Source organism: Pseudomonas syringae, from assembly GCF_000737245.1.
Taxonomy (GTDB): domain Bacteria; phylum Pseudomonadota; class Gammaproteobacteria; order Pseudomonadales; family Pseudomonadaceae; genus Aquipseudomonas; species Aquipseudomonas syringae_J.
In genome coordinates, this window is the sequence record NZ_JPQU01000100.1 from 30,011 (window position 1) to 47,245 (window position 17,235).

18 protein-coding genes and 1 pseudogene are annotated in these 17,235 nt (G+C 59.7%); 16 read left to right on the forward strand and 3 right to left on the reverse strand.

Annotation, left to right across the window (positions count from 1 at the left end; all coding sequences use genetic code 11):
* Positions 1-65: 65 nt before the first annotated feature.
* The 3 genes and pseudogenes from IV01_RS01495 to IV01_RS01485 all read left to right on the forward strand — a co-directional run.
* The gene (locus IV01_RS01495; protein ID WP_032631650.1) at positions 66-1,373 is read left to right on the forward strand and encodes an NAD(P)/FAD-dependent oxidoreductase; all 1,308 of its coding nucleotides are present in this window, start codon (positions 66-68) and stop codon (positions 1,371-1,373) included.
* A gap of 26 nt (positions 1,374-1,399) precedes the next feature.
* Complete coding sequence (locus tag IV01_RS01490) at positions 1,400-1,870, forward strand: Lrp/AsnC family transcriptional regulator (protein ID WP_032631652.1); 471 nt, start codon at positions 1,400-1,402, stop codon at positions 1,868-1,870.
* A gap of 46 nt (positions 1,871-1,916) precedes the next feature.
* A pseudogene (locus tag IV01_RS01485) lies at positions 1,917-2,396 on the forward strand (TonB-dependent receptor domain-containing protein); the annotation flags it as partial.
* A 104-nt stretch (positions 2,397-2,500) separates the two neighbouring features.
* On the opposite strand, the gene IV01_RS01480 reads toward IV01_RS01485, so the two are convergent.
* A complete protein-coding gene (locus tag IV01_RS01480; RefSeq protein ID WP_032631655.1) occupies positions 2,501-3,364 on the reverse strand; it encodes a LysR family transcriptional regulator in 864 nt (287 codons plus the stop codon).
* A 112-nt stretch (positions 3,365-3,476) separates the two neighbouring features.
* On the opposite strand from IV01_RS01480, the gene IV01_RS01475 reads away from it, so the two are divergent.
* Complete coding sequence (locus IV01_RS01475) at positions 3,477-4,085, forward strand: LysE family translocator (protein WP_032631656.1); 609 nt, start codon at positions 3,477-3,479, stop codon at positions 4,083-4,085.
* 66 nt (positions 4,086-4,151) lie between these two features.
* Here the strand turns inward: IV01_RS01475 and IV01_RS01470 are convergent, their stop codons facing one another.
* Positions 4,152-5,159, reverse strand: a complete 1,008-nt coding sequence (locus IV01_RS01470; RefSeq protein ID WP_229636172.1) for an alpha/beta fold hydrolase — start codon at positions 5,157-5,159, stop codon at positions 4,152-4,154.
* Positions 5,152-5,841, reverse strand: a complete 690-nt coding sequence (locus tag IV01_RS01465) for a TetR/AcrR family transcriptional regulator (RefSeq protein WP_229636173.1) — start codon at positions 5,839-5,841, stop codon at positions 5,152-5,154. Before IV01_RS01465 ends, IV01_RS01470 begins: the two co-directional genes overlap by 8 nt.
* A 215-nt stretch (positions 5,842-6,056) precedes the next feature.
* Between IV01_RS01465 and IV01_RS01460 the strand changes: the two genes are divergently transcribed.
* The 12 genes from IV01_RS01460 (at position 6,057) to IV01_RS01405 (ending at position 17,149) form a co-directional block, all read left to right on the forward strand.
* On the forward strand, positions 6,057-6,728 hold the full coding sequence (locus IV01_RS01460) for a GntR family transcriptional regulator (protein WP_032631659.1): 672 nt from the start codon (positions 6,057-6,059) through the stop codon (positions 6,726-6,728).
* A gap of 111 nt (positions 6,729-6,839) precedes the next feature.
* Positions 6,840-7,796, forward strand: coding sequence for a 4-hydroxyproline epimerase (locus IV01_RS01455; protein WP_032631660.1), 957 nt, complete (start codon positions 6,840-6,842; stop codon positions 7,794-7,796).
* Between the two features lie 11 nt (positions 7,797-7,807).
* A complete protein-coding gene (locus tag IV01_RS01450; RefSeq protein ID WP_229636174.1) occupies positions 7,808-8,908 on the forward strand; it encodes an NAD(P)/FAD-dependent oxidoreductase in 1,101 nt (366 codons plus the stop codon).
* Complete coding sequence (locus IV01_RS01445; protein ID WP_032631663.1) at positions 8,901-9,137, forward strand: (2Fe-2S)-binding protein; 237 nt, start codon at positions 8,901-8,903, stop codon at positions 9,135-9,137. The genes IV01_RS01450 and IV01_RS01445 overlap by 8 nt, the downstream gene beginning before the upstream one ends.
* Positions 9,134-10,390 carry an NAD(P)/FAD-dependent oxidoreductase gene (locus IV01_RS01440; RefSeq protein ID WP_032631664.1) on the forward strand — a complete coding sequence of 419 codons (1,257 nt, stop codon included), beginning with the start codon at positions 9,134-9,136 and terminating at the stop codon, positions 10,388-10,390. Before IV01_RS01445 ends, IV01_RS01440 begins: the two co-directional genes overlap by 4 nt.
* Positions 10,391-10,462: 72 nt before the next feature.
* Positions 10,463-11,212, forward strand: coding sequence for an AraC family transcriptional regulator (locus IV01_RS01435; RefSeq protein WP_032631666.1), 750 nt, complete (start codon positions 10,463-10,465; stop codon positions 11,210-11,212).
* A gap of 239 nt (positions 11,213-11,451) precedes the next feature.
* Positions 11,452-12,270 carry a transporter substrate-binding domain-containing protein gene (locus IV01_RS01430; protein WP_032631668.1) on the forward strand — a complete coding sequence of 273 codons (819 nt, stop codon included), beginning with the start codon at positions 11,452-11,454 and terminating at the stop codon, positions 12,268-12,270.
* Between the two features lie 10 nt (positions 12,271-12,280).
* A complete protein-coding gene (locus IV01_RS01425; RefSeq protein ID WP_032631669.1) occupies positions 12,281-14,077 on the forward strand; it encodes an aconitase X in 1,797 nt (598 codons plus the stop codon).
* Complete coding sequence (locus IV01_RS01420) at positions 14,070-14,735, forward strand: amino acid ABC transporter permease (RefSeq protein ID WP_032631672.1); 666 nt, start codon at positions 14,070-14,072, stop codon at positions 14,733-14,735. Before IV01_RS01425 ends, IV01_RS01420 begins: the two co-directional genes overlap by 8 nt.
* Positions 14,736-14,745: 10 nt before the next feature.
* Positions 14,746-15,396, forward strand: coding sequence for an amino acid ABC transporter permease (locus tag IV01_RS01415; protein WP_032631673.1), 651 nt, complete (start codon positions 14,746-14,748; stop codon positions 15,394-15,396).
* Positions 15,389-16,111, forward strand: coding sequence for an amino acid ABC transporter ATP-binding protein (locus IV01_RS01410; protein WP_032631674.1), 723 nt, complete (start codon positions 15,389-15,391; stop codon positions 16,109-16,111). The genes IV01_RS01415 and IV01_RS01410 overlap by 8 nt, the downstream gene beginning before the upstream one ends.
* Before the next feature lie 9 nt (positions 16,112-16,120).
* Positions 16,121-17,149 (forward strand): trans-3-hydroxy-L-proline dehydratase, encoded by a 1,029-nt coding sequence (locus IV01_RS01405; RefSeq protein WP_032631675.1) that lies wholly within the window; start codon positions 16,121-16,123, stop codon positions 17,147-17,149.
* The last annotated feature ends 86 nt before the right edge of the window (positions 17,150-17,235 follow it).

Sequence of the window (17,235 nt, forward strand, 5' to 3'; positions counted from 1 at the left end):
GTTGCAGACGCCCCGCCGCAACGGGGCGTGCTGCCTGCCGGACCGCGAAAAGGACAACAGACGTCATGCACACCTATAACAACAATTACTACACGGCGACGATGCAGTACGCGCCGCAGCGCGCAGCACTTGCAGCTAATGTCCAGGCCGATGTATGCATTATCGGTGCAGGCCTGGCGGGGCTGAGCACTGCGTGGGAACTGCTGTCGCGAGGGCAGTCCGTGGTGCTCCTCGACGCGGGCCGTGTTGCCTGGGGCGCCTCTGGCCGCAACGGTGGTTTCGTCCTCCAGGGCTGGTCCGAAGGGTTGTCCGCCATCGAACGTCGCTGCGGTAAAGCGACAGCTGCGGCACTCTTCAAACTGTCCCTCGAAGGTGTTGATATTGTTCGCGACATGATCGCCTTTCATCAATTGCCAGGATGCGCGCCGACACCAGGAAAACTGAGCGTCGTGCGCTATGAGGATGGCGATAACCTCAGGCGCATGCGCGACAAGATGGCGACCGATTATGACTTCCACCTTGACTATCTGGACCGTCAGGCCGTGAGCGAAAAGCTCAAGACCGAGCGATATTTTCAAGGGCTTCGCGACACTCATGGTTTTCACTTCCATCCATTGAACTATTGCCTGGGCCTGGCCGGGCTCATCGAGCGCAGCGGCGGCAAAATCCATGAACAGTCGCCTATGATTCGAGTTGAGAGCGAGCACGGGCGGCACCGGGTGATCACCCCTCAGGGCACGGTTGATTGCGCAAATGTCGTGTACTGCTGCGGCGGCTATGGGGGCGCGGAGTTCGGCAAGTTACGCCGCGCCTTTCTGCCGATTGCGACCTACGCGGTGCTGACCGAGCCTTTGGGCGCCCGCTTGGCGGATGCCGTACGCACCACCGATGCCGTTGGCGACAACCGCCGGGCTTCGGATTATTACCGGGTCGTCGAGGGTGACCGCCTGCTTTGGGGTGGCCGTATCACCACCCGCAACCTGCAGGACGAAAAGCGTCTGGGGCAATTGCTGACCGCTGATATTCTCGACGTGTACCCGCAATTGCGCGGCATCAGGATCGACAAAGCCTGGTCCGGGCTGATGGGCTATGCAAGGCACAAAATGCCGCACATTGGGCCGCTGGCGCGCGGCTTATGGGCATGTACTTCGTTTGGCGGCCATGGTATGAACACCGCGCCTATTGGTGGCCGCGTCATCGCAGAAGCCATTTGCGGCGAAACGGATCGCTACCGTCTATTCGACGCCTACGGCCTGGAGTGGAACGGCGGCCCTCTCGGCCCCGCTGCCGCGCAAACGGTCTATGCCGGCCTGAAGATCATGGACATGTTTCAGGAAACGCGTTCGCAACGCAGGGCAACTCATCAGAACTGAACCCCAGTGAGGTCAAGGAAGTGTCCATGGATGCGCAAAATACCGGTCCATTGTTTAACCTGACGGATAAAGACAGGCAATTGCTTGCCCTCCTCCAGACCAACGCGCGCGAGCCCACGGCCTCACTGGCACGCAAACTCGGGGTCTCTCGCGCGTCGGTGCAAGAGCGTATTACACGCTTGGAAAACGCGGGCGTGATCACCGGCTATAGCGTGCGCATCGACCAGGATCGGCTCCAGCAAACCATCAGTTGTTTCACAATGACTTCCTGCACCAACAAGAGCTATACCGATGTGATGACGTCGTTGCGCAAGATGGAGGCGGTACAGGCCGTGTACGCCGTCTCGGGTGAGTCCGACTTCATCATCCATCTCGTCACCTCGACCTTGAGCGAACTAAACGCGGAGCTGACCCGGATCAATATGATCAAAGGGGTAGCGCACACCGCATCGCATATCGTCATGGAAACCAAATTCAGCCGGAAACTGAGGGTGTAAACGCTGTAGATGCGGTCAGCTATCGTTTCGGGACAAATGCTGACAATCACCTCTCAACTATGCATTCAAAGGCACCAAGGCGATTACTAAAGGTTACGAAATCGAAATGTCCGGCGAACTGGCACCGGGCTGGCAATTGCAGGCTGGCTACACACATAAGATCGTGCGGGACGATGACAATGTGAAGATTTCGACCTTCGAGCCTGAAGATCAAGTCACGCTGTACACCTCATACAAACTCAAGGGTGCCTTGGACAAGCTGACAATCGGCGGCGGCACTCGCTGGCAGGGCGTGGCCTGGCAGGACATCTACAACTCGCCGAAGGGGCGTTATGAGGAGTTCTCGCAGAAGGCTTACTGGCTGGTGGACGCCATGGCTCGTTACCAGTTCAGCGAACACCTTTCGGCGACGTTGAATGCCAACAATCTCTTCGACAAGTCCTATTACACCAACATCGGCTTCTACAATTCGGCGGCCTATGGCGAGCCGCGCAACTTCATGTTGACCACGCGCTACGACTTCTGACCGGACCAGGCAACCCATACAGCATCAGGAATGCTGTGTGGGCCAACCTTGAGCGCGCAATGTCGGGGCTACAATCCAAAGCGCTTACCGCCCAAACCAGATGACTACGCCTGCAGTCTTAGCGCGCTGATGATAAAGGCATGAAGGCTATTGACCGCTTTAGATCCGCGAGAGGCTCGGCTACGCAAAATCGAAACTTCCATAGGTTCAATATTACCTAAGCCGTGCTCGCCGCCTAAGACGTCAAGCGATGGCTGCACGCTGCAAAGAGTGATCGCGGCAATAGCGAGCCCTCCCTCGACTGCCGCCACTTGGCCCGCAAGGCTGGAACTGTTGTAGACCACCTTGAATTCGCGTCCCTGTTGGGTCAGTGAGTTCACTGCATAACGCCTGGCCAGGCTTTCACTCTCGTAGACTGCGATAGGCAGCGGATTTCGCCTCCACAGCTCAAACTGGGGTGAGCCAACCCAAACCATGGGTTCTTTGAAGAGAAATGTCCCGCTTTGAGGCGAGTCCCTGGACACTAGCGCTAGATCGAGATCGCCGCTTCGCACACGCGGGATAAGCGTGGTCGACTGCTCACAGGTCAGTTCTATTTCCACGCCTGCGTAGCGCGGCGAAAAGCGCTTCAGAACCGGCGTGAGATACTTTGCCGCGTAATCCTCCGCGACCCCAAGGCGAATTCGTCCGGTTAACTCTTCACCATGAAAAGCTGCTTGGGTCTCAGCGTGCAGCGCGACCATGCGACGGGCGTAACTCAGCAGTGTCTGACCGTCAGCGGTCAGTTGAAGGTGCCTCGGACCACGACTCAACAACTGCCGTCCAAGTGCGGCCTCCAGTTTCTTCATCTGCATGCTGACGGCGGATTGCGACCTGTTGACCTCGTGGGCTGCGCCAGATAGCGAACCTGCATCGACCACCGCCACGAAGCACTTGAGCCAATCGATCTGCAAATCACTGGCAGACATCACTGCTTCCTCTATTCGTTAATCGAATGGCTAAGAAGTAAATTATGCGCTTTTAATGATCCCTGCTCACCCGCAAGATGCTCGCCTGAATCAACACACACTGGATCTGGTCATGCCATTTGAGACCTGGGTGCTCTATCTGTTTACCTGCTGCGGCATAGCGGTTGTACCGGGGCCAAATGCGTTATTGGTGCTGACCCATGGAGCTATTCACGGAAGCCGGAAAACCCTGTTCACTATCACCGGTGGCGTGCTCGGCTTTGCGCTCGTGGTTTCTCTTTGCGCGTTGGGATTGGGTGCCCTGATCCAGGCCTCGGCAACCTGGTTCACAGCCTTGAAAGTTGTTGGGGGGCTCTATCTGATCTGGTTGGGCTACGGGCTGTGGCGGGCTGCACCTGTCAGCCTTGATACGACCGGGACTACAGTCATGCGACGTTGGTCACTGTTCCGCCAAGGGCTGGTGTCAGCCATTTCAAACCCCAAGGCACTGCTGCTATTCACGGCGTTTATCCCACCATTCCTGGATCCTCACAGAAGCATCATCGCGCAAACAGCCGCCATCGCGCTGACTTACGCCGTCGTGGAGTTCGTCGTTGAGTATCTAGTGGCCAGCGCTGCGCACCGGGTCAGGCCTTGGTTAGCTCGAACCGGGCGCCGATTCAATAAAGTCTGTGGTGGATTTTTCGTACTTTTCGGACTGGCGCTGCCCATCCATAACTGAAGGGACGGCTGCAGGGCGAGCATTACGCCGGCAGCAGCGGCAAGGACAAACAAAAACACAGGCATGCTATTTTCCTTGCAACTTGAAGAAGCCCACCAACAAATCGGCTATTCGATTTGCGGCCTCCTCTGGCAAATAGTGGCCGGCGTTAAGGACCACTTCACCCTGGACATTCGTTGCCAGTGCCTGCAATGCCTTGACCATATGATTGCCGACCCCTCGCTCTGCCCCCAGTACCAGCACCGGAATATCAAGGCGCTTCTCAGCGCGAAGTCTGTTTGCGGCAACCCCCTCGGCGGACAATGCTGACTGGTAGTACCCGGTCACGGCTCGCAATGCGCCAGGTGCGGCAAGCTGACGTGCATAAACGGCAATATCTTCTGCTGTAATAGTCCAGGGCTGCAGTGACTTGACCCTAAACAGCCAAGTGAGGAACACCTCTTCACGTCCGCTGATCAACAATTCAGGGAGGCCATCGAGTTGGTTAAATGCAAAGTGCCAGCTGCGGCGGTTAGCCTCGTCGACCGGTAGATCAGTACGTGGTGCTGAAACTCCCGGAATCAGAGCGTCAAGCAACGCGACACGCCGGATATCCGAGGGCCAGTCCGCAGCCCACGCATAAGCAATCCATGTACCCACGTCATGCCCCACCACATCAATTGGTCCCATCTCGAGCAACCCGATTGTTTCGGCGAAGTGGTGCAGCTCGGCGGCGACAGTGCCCAGACCATAATCACCGATGGGTGCATCACTTTCCCCCATGCCGCGAGGGTCGACTGCAATAACTCGATAACCTGCGTCCACAAGCTGAGGCATTACATAGCGCCATGCATACCAGCTCTGTGGCCATCCAGGTATGAGCAGGATTGGCGGGCCGTCACCGCCCTCGACATAGTGGATATTGACATCGCCAACTCGCGTACACGCATGACGAAATCGGTGCCAGAAATCTGTACGCGCCATGAAATCGGCACCAACGTACTCCGGTTGCTCTGATCGAACGCTCATGACTTCTCTTTCCTCAATAAAACAATGGAATTGATCGTTTCCTAATTGGCCAAAAATATTACTCAAGCAACTGCATCAACTCTGAAACCATTCCAAGCATCTGTTTGGAGTTTGCCCCGGTCTTGCCGACCACTCGCATACCCTGCTGAAGTGTCAGGAGCAGTTTTGCCAAATTGAGCGCATTGAGATCTTCGCGTATGGAGCCATCAAGCTGACCCTCTTTGATCAGACGACCGAGCTGGGCTTCTCGCCTGTTCTGCTGAGCAGTGATCAAGGTTGCAATCTCAGCATCGGCCAGCGAAAGCTCAACGGCGGTTTCGACTATCAGACACCCTGTCAGGCCTGACGCCTCGCAGCTAAGGCGTGCATAGTGAGTAAGTAGGGACTCGATTTTGTCACGCCCCGAACTTGCGCCCGCCAGGCAAGCAGCAATGGCTTCTGCACGGAGCGCCATATACCGATCAAGCGTTGCCAGGAACAGGCCACGCTTGTCGCCCCAAGCCTTGTAGATGCTGCCTGAGGTGAGCCCCAGGCAAGCATTCAAGTCCGAGATCGAGGTGCCGTGGAACCCATATTCACTGAAGCGCGTGATCGCCTTGTCCAGCACCGCTTGGGTATCGAACTCGCGTGGGCGACCTGGGCGTACGGAAATTTCAGATTTGGTAGTCATGGGGCGAGCATAGGAAATAATCATTTCCAAATAAAGAACCAGGAAGAAAACATTTTGAATTTCTTGATTCGATGACACGGGACGGGACCGCCACCCCGGCGAACAGCATAAGGCAGGAGAGCGATATCTCAATCGTCAGGGTAAGTGGCGTTTATCGCCTCTGCCGGACAGCCACCAGTGCTAATGTCACAACAAACTTGCTGCCCTTTCCATCACCTTCGCTACTGTGCCACTTCAATGGATAGCAAAACTGTATACCATATGCGCTCTATCCCTCTGAATGACCCAGTCACGTGGCCCAGACCAAACTCAACGCGCCTGACCTTGGCAACTCCCCCTCGACGTCGGAGATCATTACCCGGCATCTGCGTGATGCTATCGTCGCCGGGCATTTCGCCGAAGACGAACCAATCCGCCAGGACGATATTGCCCGCCAGTTCAATGTCAGCAAAATCCCTGTACGCGAAGCCCTCAAGCGCCTTGAAGCAGAAGGGCTGGTCATGTTTCAGCGCAATCGGGGAGCTATGGTCACGCGGTTGTCGGAATCAGAGCTGGCACAGATGTTCGAAGTACGCATGCTGTTGGAAGACAAAGTGCTGCGCCTGGCTATCCCGAACATGACCGAGGCGACCTTCGCCCGGGCCGAGAGCATCTGCCGGGAATTCATCGGGGAAAATGACGTAGGTCGCTGGGCCGAGTTGAACTGGGAACTGCACGCATGCCTGTACGAACCGGCGCAGCGGCCGTTCCTGGTGGGCATGATTCGCTCGGTCAACGACAAGCTGGAACGTTACCTGCGTATGCAGATGAGCCTTTCAGCGGGCAAGGATCGCGCCGATCACGAGCACCGGGAAATTCTCCAGGCCTGCCGCGAGCGCAATGTGGAGCTTGCGGTGCGTCTGCTGGACGAACACATCGCGGGTGTCTGCCAGACCCTCTTCGAACATCTGCCCAGCGCCCGCTGAAAATGTCCGCTGTGCCGAATTCGTCATCGTTCCCCACTAAATCCCTCAAGCCCTGCGGCACTGTCCGCGCCACTCTTGTGTTCACTTACCTGACCCAACGAGTGGCCTCCCATGAACCGCATCCGCGTTATCGACTCGCACACCGGTGGTGAACCTACGCGCCTGGTGATCGACGGTTTTCCTGATCTTGGCAACGGCAGCATGGCCGAGCGCAAACAGCTGCTCGCCAAGCAATACGATGCCTGGCGAGCCGCCTGCGTTCTGGAACCACGCGGCAGCGATGTCTTGGTCGGCGCCCTGCTCTGCCCGCCGGTTGATCCCAACGCCTGTACCGGGGTGATATTTTTCAACAACACCGGGTATCTGGGCATGTGCGGCCACGGCACCATCGGCCTGATTGCCTCACTCGCCCATCTGGGCAAAATCGGCCCGGGAATTCACGCCATCGAGACGCCGGTCGGCACCGTTCACGCCACCTTGCATGAAGATGGTTCCGTGAGTGTGCGCAACGTGCCAGCCTACCGTTATCGCAAGGCCGTCGGCCTGCAGGTGCCGGGGATCGGTCTGGTAGTGGGCGATATTGCCTGGGGCGGCAACTGGTTTTTTCTGGTGGCCGAACATGGGCTCGCGATCAGCGGCGACAACCTTGACGCGCTCACGGCGTATACCGTGGCCATCCAGAAAGCCTTGGAAGATCAGGGCATACGCGGTGAAGACGGCGGACTGATCGACCATATCGAGCTGTTCGCCGATGATGAAAAAACCGACAGCCGTAACTTTGTGCTCTGCCCCGGCAAAGCCTACGATCGTTCGCCCTGCGGCACCGGGACCAGTGCCAAGCTGGCGTGCCTGGCGGCTGACGGCAAACTCCAGCCCGGCCAGGTCTGGCGTCAGGCCAGCGTCATCGGCAGCGAGTTCGAGGGTTCCTACGAACGCCTTGATCAGGGCGCCGACCAAGGCGCTGAACAGCTCATCGTTCCGACCATTCGAGGCCGTGCCTACATCAGCGCTGAAGCAACCCTCATCCTGCAAAGCGATGATCCCTTCGCCTGGGGCATTCGCTTGTGAGGTGTACCGCTGTGGCTGACGCCATCGTGATTGGCGCGGGCATCATCGGCGCGGCGTGCGCTCAGGCGCTTGCCCGGCGAGGCCTGAGGGTACTGGTGCTGGACGCGGGCATGCCTGGCGCCACCGCAGCGGGCATGGGTCATTTACTGGTACTGGACGACAACGCGGCGGAACTGGCCCTGAGCCAATACTCCCTGAAACGCTGGCGGGAGATGGCCCGTGACTTGCCGGACGATTGCGCCTACCGCAGCAACGGCACACTCTGGCTGGCTGCTAACGCGGAAGAAATGGCCGTTGCCCAACACAAATTCAACACCCTGCGCGAACAGGGCGAAGACTGCGAAATCATCACCGCGAGGGCCCTGCGTGAACGGGAACCGCAGCTTCGCGAGGGCCTTGAAGGAGGCTTGTTGATCAAGGGTGACGGCATTCTCTATGCACCGGCAACCGCGCGCTGGATGCTCCACAACCCGCTGATTCGTCAGCAGCGAGCCACTGTTGCCGAGGTTGATGGCAACCGGTTGCGCCTTGCTGACGGCCAGTGGCTGAGCGCTGATCTGGTGGTGTTGGCCAATGGCATCCAGGCGACCGAACTGTGCCCCGAATTACCCATCGAACCCAAAAAAGGCCATCTGGCAATCACTGATCGCTACCCTGCGCAGATTACCCATACCCTGGTCGAACTCGGCTATGTCACCAGCGCACACAACGCCAGCGGCCCCTCAACGGCCTGCAACATCCAGCCACGGCCGACCGGTCAACTGTTCATCGGCGCCTCTCGGCAATTTGGCACCACCGACCCTGAGGTTGAAGGCTGGATGCTCTCAAAAATGCTCAAGCGCGCCGCAGAGTATGTGCCGGGGCTGAACAACCTCAACGTCATTCGGGCCTGGACAGGCTTCCGTGCCGCCAGCCCCGATGGCCTGCCATTGGTGGGCGAACACCCACAGCGCCCGGGCCTTTGGCTGGCGGTGGGTCACGAAGGGTTGGGGGTGACGACCGCCCCCGCCACTGCGGACTTGCTGGTGGCACAACTGTTCAATGAATCCCTGCCACTGGCGGCCCTTCCTTACCTACCGCAACGCTTTCTAGGAGAGTCCCGGCATGCCTGAATTGACAGTCAATGGTCGACCTTTGCGCGTCGCCGTGGGCACCAGTGTTGCGGCTGCGCTGGCATTGGGTGACGACGGCAGCAGTCGCACGTCAGTCAGCGGCCAGCGCCGCGCGCCATTGTGCGGCATGGGGATCTGCCAGGAGTGCCGAGTGACCGTCAACGGCCTGCGTCGCCTGGCGTGCCAGACCCTGTGCCGCGATGGCATGCAGGTGCAAAGTCAGTCATGAACGAGCACGCCGACATTCTCATCATCGGGGCAGGTCCTGCTGGCCTCAATGCAGCCCTGGCCGCCGCCCCCAGTGGCGCTCGGATTGTGCTGCTCGACGACAATCCGCTGCCAGGAGGGCAGATCTGGCGCGACGGTCCACAGGTCAAACTGCCGCCTCAGGCCCGACAGTTGCGCAATCAGCTACAAGCCTGTGCCAATGTGCAGCAACATTGCGCCACCCGGGTCATTGCCCGACCCGCAGCCAAGCAATTGCTGGTCGAGAATGACGAGCGCGGCTGGATCATCAGCTATGGAACACTCATCCTGTGTACCGGTGCGCGAGAACTTCTACTGCCCTTCCCCGGCTGGACGCTGCCGGGGGTCACTGGTGCGGGAGGGTTGCAGGCGCTGATCAAGGGCGGTCTGCCGGTCGCCCGTGAGCGAGTGGTAATCGCTGGCAGCGGCCCGTTATTGCTGGCCAGCGCTGATACCGCCAGGAAAAACAACGCGCGAGTGATACGGATCGCCGAGCAGGCCAGTGCCCGCGCGGTCGGCGCCTTCGCCGCGCAGTTGCCTCGCTGGCCACACAAGTTGGTGCAAGCCCTGCAACTCTTTAGCGCCTCCTACCGCACCGCCAGCCATGTACTGGCGGCGATTGGCACTGATAGGCTCGAAGGCGTTCGATTGATGCAACAGGGCAAAATCGTAGAGCTGGCCTGTGAGCGGCTGGCCTGTGGTTTTGGCTTGATCCCCAACACTCAGCTCGCCCAGGCGCTGGGCTGTACCTTACAAGGCCAGGGAATCCAGGTTGACGCCTGGCAAGCCACCACCCTGACAGAGCATTTTGCGGCGGGTGAATGCACCGGCTTCGGGGGCAGCGAATTGGCCTTGGTTGAGGGCAGGATTGCGGGGCTTGCCGCTGTGGGCGACCGCAAGGCAGCCGAACGGCTGTGGCCGCAGCGCGCTCACTGGCAAGGCTTTGCCACTGCACTCAACCGGGCGTTTGCGCTGGCGCCAGCGCTCAATACTTTGTCTGAGCCAGAAACCCTGGTGTGCCGGTGTGAAGACGTGCCCTTTGCAGCGCTTCACGAGCACCGCAGCTGGCGCGAAGCCAAACTTGCCACCCGCTGCGGCATGGGCGCCTGTCAGGGACGGATATGTGGTGCGGCAACCGCTCAATTGTTTGGCTGGCAGCCCTCGGCACCGCGACCTCCTTTCAGCCCGGCCCGTATCGAAACCCTGCTCTGCGTCGAAGACCGGCCGCCGACGTGAATGCGCATTCGGGCTTTGCGCTTCGGCGCCGGGGCTCTATGATCCGAGCCTCACCCCCAGACCTACAACCTCATGCTCGCCGCCCTTGTCACAGCCAGCCCATGCCAACTGCCGAGTCTGCTGGGTAGCCTGCAACCCTTGGCACCCCTGCTCGATGCGCTGGCCGATGTGGTGTTCTTCATCAAGGACGATGCAGCCCGCTATGCCTTCGTCAACAGCACCCTGGCAAGACGCTGTGGCTTCAAGGCCAGCCATGAGCTATTGGGGCTGACTGCCGAGCAGGTATTTCCGGCACGCTTCGGCACGCTGTATACCGAACAGGATCGCAAGGTCCTCAGCAGCGGCCGACAGCTGGCCGACCAGCTGGAGCTGCATCTTTATTACGGCAACCAGCCCGTCTGGTGCCTGACCCACAAGATTGCCCTGCAGGATGAGCAGGGTCGGATAGTCGGCCTGGCGGGCATATCCCGAGACTTGCAGTTACCCCAATCCAACCACCCGGCGTACCACAAAGTGGCGGCAGTGGATGCATACATCCGCGCTCATTTCGCTCGTCCCATCAGCCTTGCGGAGTTGACTGCGATTGCTGGTTTGTCGGTGGCGCAACTGGAACGTCACTGCAAGCGGATCTTCCAGCTCACTCCCCGCCAGCTCATCCACAAAGCCCGTCTTGAAGAAGCCTCGCGTCTGTTGCGCGATGAAGACTTGCCCATCACCGACATCGCCTTACGCTGCGGTTACACCGATCACAGCGCGTTCAGCCGCCAGTTTCGAGCTTTGACCCACCTCTCCCCCAGCCAATACCGCGATAGCCACCGCTGAATGTTCCTTAAATGGGCAGCCAGCCACGCAATGCTCCCTTATGTAACAACTTTGCTCCCCTAGTCCTGGGGGTCTAGCTAGCGAGCGACACAGCTCCTCGATTCAGGAAGGGCCTTGCACAAGGCTTTCAAACAATCCTTGGGGCCACAAGAGAATCAGGCACGCCCATTGCATTTCAAATATCGTATACGAAATCCTAATGATGTTTTCCAGCACCTACTCCCGACCACGAGGCTTCTATGAAAAATCCCGCTTTCGCCGTAGCCCTCAGCGCTGTGCTCAGTACCACCTTCATGGCTACCGCTCATGCCGACAAACTGGACGACATTATCGGCTCCGGCAAATTGCGCTGCGCAGTGACGCTGGACTTCCCTCCCATGGGTTTTCGTGACGGCGCCAACAAGCCTGCCGGTTTCGATGTCGACTACTGCAATGACCTGGCGAAAATCCTTGGCGTTGACGCAGAAGTCGTCGAGACCCCGTTCCCCGACCGTATCCCGGCACTGATCTCGGGCCGTGCCGATGTCATCGTGGCCTCCACTTCCGACACCCTGGAGCGCGCCAAGACCGTCGGCCTCAGCGTGCCTTACTTCGCGTTCCAGATGGTGGTGCTGACCCGCGATGACACCGGCATCAACAGCTTCAACGACCTCAAGGGCAAGGCACTCGGTAACACCAGCGGCACCTACGAGGCGATTGCCCTGGAGAAAGACGTGAAGAATTGGGGCAGTGGCAGCTTCCGCGCCTATCAGTCTCAGAACGACACGATCCTCGCCGTCGCTCAGGGCCATATCCAGGCCACCGTGGTGACCAATACCGTGGCCGCGGCGACCCTCAAATCCGGCAAATACAAAAACCTGAAAGTCGCGGGCAATGCGCCTTACGTGATCGATTACGTATCGCTGGGGGCCAAGCGTACCGAATATGGCCTGCTCAACTACTTGAACCTGTTCGTCAACCAGCAGGTGCGCAGTGGCCGCTATAACGAGTTGTTTGTGAAATGGGTTGGCACCGAGATCGCGCCTGCCAACCTGACTGTGCCTAACGTTTACTACTGAGGTGACCGCCATGCCCAGCACTGTCAGTGGCCGCAGCCTGATCGAAGGCAGCGCTCAGGGGGCGCTGTTGTTTGCCGACACCGGGCTGAGCTTCTGGGGCGGGGTCGATCCATACAGTGGCGAAGTCATTGACCGGCACCATCCCCTCAGCGGTCAGAACGTGTCAGGTCGGGTATTGGCGATCCCTAATGGACGCGGCTCCTGCACCGGCAGCAGCGTGATGATGGAACTGATCAGCAACGGCCACGCACCGGCAGCGTTGGTGCTGGCCGAAGCGGACGAGATTCTGACGCTGGGCGTGCTGGTGGCGCAGTACTTCTTTGCTCGTTCGCTGCCGGTGCTGTGCATCGGCAATGAGGCTTTCGCCAACCTGAGTGGTCAGGCCTGGGCGCGACTTGAAGGTGAGACATTGAGCCTCTATCCGCACTTGCCCGATGACGGCTGGCTGCCGACCGAAGCTCAATCCCGGCCCCAAGCCCGGCCCATCTCGAACGACGCAGAGATGGACCTCGACAGCCTCGACCAGGCGTTACTCGACGGTACCCATGGCAAAGCTGCACAGGTAGCAATGGAAATCGTGCTGCGCATGGCCCGGCTACAAGGTGCCCGGCAACTGGTCGACATCACGCAAGCGCATATCGACGGCTGCATCTATACCGGCCCCGCCAGCCTGCGTTTTGCTGAACAACTGGTGCAATGGGGCGCAAAGGTGCGCGTCCCCACGACCCTCAATTCCATCTCGGTAGACCAGCGTCGCTGGCGCGAATTGGGTATCGACCCGGCCCTCGGCGAACCGGCCAGCGCTTTGGGCGATGCATACATGGCCATGGGCGCACAACTGAGCTTCACCTGCGCGCCCTATTTGCTTGATAGCGCGCCAGGCCTTGGCGAACAAGTGGTCTGGGCGGAGTCCAACGCGGTGGTGTATGCCAACAGCCTGCTCGGCGCCCGCACCCTGAAATACCCTGATTATCTGGATATCTGCATCGCGCTGACCGGTCGTGCGCCGCTGATCGGTTGTCATCTGCAGGAACGCCGCAATGCGCAATTGCTGGTAGAAGTCCCGGCGTTGCAAGAACTTGATGACAGCGTCTACCCGCTGCTGGGCTACCACATCGGCGGGCTGTGCGGCTCTCGCATCCCGCTGATTACCGGCCTGCAACGCCATCAGCCAAGCCTGGACGACCTCAAGGCATTCGGCGCAGCCTTTGCCACCACCAGCGCGGCGGCGATGTTTCACATTGCCGGCGTGACCCCGGAAGCCATGACCCCGGCGCAGGTAATCGAGCAGACCGGCGATCTGGAGCCAGTACTAATCTCGCCAGAAGACCTGCTGAGCAGTTGGCAGGAATTGAACAGTGCCCGGGATCCGGAAGTGAGGATGATCTCCCTGGGCAATCCGCATTTCTCCCTGAGCGAATTCTCCCGCCTGGCTGATCTTTGCGTGGGCCGGGACAAACACCCGCAGGTCGTACTGGCCATCACCTGTGGCCGGGCGGTGCTGGAACAGGCCAGGGCCGCTGGCTATCTGGTGGTGATCCAGGCTTTTGGCGCGACGCTGATCACCGACACCTGCTGGTGCATGTTGGGTGAGCCGGTCATCCCGGTGGACGCTCGCAGCGTGATGACCAACTCGGGTAAATACGCCCATTACGCGCCCGGTCTGGTGGGGCGCAGTGTGCATTTCGCCAGCCTCGCCGAGTGTGTCGACAGCGCTTGCAGCGGCATCGCCAGCGGGCGATTCCCCGCCTGGTTATCCAGCGCTTGCTTCGCGGCGGGACTTTCGGAGGACAGCGCCCATGTTTGACTACACCTTCCAATGGCGTGCGGCGTTGCGCGCACTGCCGGACATGTTGCAAGGCGCGTGGGTGACGTTCGAAACCGCGGCCTTGTCGATGATCTTCGGGGTGTTGATCGCCCTTCTCCTGACGGTGATGCGCGCCGGCCCCAGCCCGGTGCTGCGCGGCATCGGCAACGGCTGGGTGTCCATTGCCCGCAACACACCATCGCTGTTCCAGATTTACATCCTGTACTTCGGCCTCGGTTCCCTGGGCCTGCACGTCAGTTCCTGGCTGGCACTGCTGGCCGGGATCACTTTCAACAACGCGGGCTATCTGGCGGAAAACTTTCGCGGCGGCCTCAAGGCCGTCCCTGATACGCAAATGCGCGCCGCGCGGTCACTGGGTATGAGTGCTTTCCAGACCTACCGCATGATCATCGTTCCGCAATTGTTGCGCGTGGTGTTCTACCCGCTTAGTAATCAGATGGTCTGGGCGGTGCTGATGACTTCTCTGGGCGTGGTGGTCGGGCTCAACAACGACCTCACCGGCGTCACCCAGGACTACAACGTCAAGACCTTCCGCACGTTCGAGTATTTCGCCATTGCTGCGGTGCTGTACTACCTGATCGCCAAGCTGATCGTCGGCCTCGCCCGGCTGTTGAGCTGGCGCCTGTTCCGCTACTGAGGAGCTGCGCATGTTTTCCACCAGCCTCACCTCGACAGACCTGCTGTTCATGCTCGACGGTGCCTGGGTGACCCTGCAACTGACGTTCTGGGCCATCCTGCTCGGCTCCTTCGTCGGCTTGCTCTGCGGTTTGCTGCGTGCGCTGGCGCCTCGGGCCAGCTTGCCGCTGGCCTGGGTGCTGGACGTATTCCGCAGCGTGCCGCTGTTGATCCAGTTCGTCCTGCTCAACTCGCTCAAAAGCATCGTCGGGCTGAACATCAGCGCCTTCAGCGTCGGCTGCATCGTGCTGGGGGTTTATGCCGCTGCGTACTTCACCGAAATCGTGCGCAGCGGCGTACTGGCCGTGTCGCTGTCAGTGCGCCGGGCCAGCCGCTCGCTGGGCCTGAGTTACTGGCAGGACCTGCGTTACATCGTCTTGCCGATGGCGACACGCGTGGCCTTCCCTGGCTGGTTGAACCTGGTATTGGGCGTCATGAAAGACACCGCGCTGGTGATGTGGATCGGGATCGTTGAACTGTTGCGTGCCTCGCAAACCATCGTCACGCGCATCCAGGAGCCGCTGCTGGTGCTATGCATCGCCGGACTTATCTACTACGTCATGAGCCTGGTGGTTGCTCGCCTGGGCGCTCGTCTGGAAAGAAGGTGGCAGGAAAATGATTGAGATCGACAACGTACACAAATCCTTCGGCGAGCTGGAGGTCATCAAGGGTGTCAGCCTGACGGTCAGCAAGGGCGAGGTGGTTTCGATCATCGGCGGCTCGGGCTCGGGCAAATCTACCTTACTGATGTGCATCAACGGCCTGGAACCGATTCAGAAAGGCAGCATCCGGGTGGATGGCGTCGAGGTCCACGACAGAAACACCAACCTCAACCAGCTGCGGCAAAAAATCGGCATCGTCTTCCAGCAGTGGAATGCCTTCCCCCACCTGACCGTGCTGGAGAACGTCATGCTGGCGCCGCGCAAAGTGCTGGGCAAGAGCAAGGAGCAGGCAGAAGCGCTGGCCATCCAGCAGTTGACCCACGTCGGCCTGAGCGACAAGTTCAATACCTTTCCCGGCAAGCTTTCCGGCGGCCAGCAACAACGCATGGCCATTGCCCGCGCCTTGGCCATGTCACCGGACTACATGCTGTTTGACGAGGCCACCTCGGCGCTCGACCCGCAGTTGGTCGGTGAAGTGCTCGACACCATGCGCATGCTTGCCGAGGACGGCATGACCATGGTGCTGGTCACCCACGAAATTCGCTTCGCCCGGGACGTATCGGATCGCGTGGCGTTCTTTCGCAATGGCCTGGTGCATGAAATCGGCACCCCGGATCAGGTCATCGGCAACCCGCTGCTGCCTGAAACGGCGGCCTTTCTCAAATCGGTCAAATAGGAAGCGGCAATGCGCTCATCAAAAGTGATTCACGTGGTCAGCTGCCATGCTGAAGGCGAAGTCGGCGACGTCATTGTCGGCGGCGTTGCACCGCCTCCCGGCGCGACGATCTGGGAACAGTCACGATGGATAGCTTCAGACGAAACCCTGCGTAACTTTGTCCTCAATGAGCCTCGCGGCGGTGTGTTCCGCCACGTCAACTTGCTGGTGCCCGCCAAAGATCCGCGTGCGCAAATGGGCTGGATCATCATGGAGCCAGCCGACACGCCGCCCATGTCAGGTTCCAACTCCCTGTGTGTGGCCACGGTATTGCTCGACAGCGGCATCCTGCCCATGACCGAGCCGGTGACCCGGTTGGTACTGGAAGCCCCCGGCGGTCTGATCGAAGCCGTGGCCGAATGCCGGGACGGCAAGGTGCAGCGGGTCGAAATCGCCAATGTGCCGTCATTCGCCGACCGGCTAGATGCGTGGATTGAGGTCGACGGGCTCGGCTCGATCAAGGTCGATACCGCCTACGGCGGCGACAGTTTTGTGATTGCCGACGCACACACCCTGGGCTTCGAAATTCGCGCCGACGAGGCCAGAGAGATGGTTGAAATAGGCCTGAAGATCACGCATGCCGCGAACGAGCAATTGGGATTCGTACACCCGTTGAATCCCGACTGGGCGCACATTTCCTTCTGTCAGATTGCCGCGCCCGTCGTCTATGAAAACGGGATTGCGACCGGCGCCAACGCGGTGGTCATCCGCCCCGGCAAGATCGACCGTTCGCCTTGCGGTACAGGGTGTTCGGCACGTATGGCGGTGTTGCACGCCAAAGGTCAACTGCAGGTTGGCGAACGGTTTATCGGGCGCTCGATCATTGGTTCCGAATTCCATTGCAGGATCGCCTCACTGACCGAGGTGGCCGGTCGTCCGGCGATCATGCCGTGCCTCTCGGGCCGCGCCTGGATCACCGGCACGCATCAGCATCTGCTTGATCCGGGCGACCCGTGGCCACAGGGCTATCGGCTGTCCGACACCTGGCCTGGCGCCTGAACGGTGACCCGTACGCCGTGCCGAAAAATAACTGATTAGCCTCGTCCCACTGCAAAAACCAGTTAGCCGTTTTTAAGCGTCAAAAC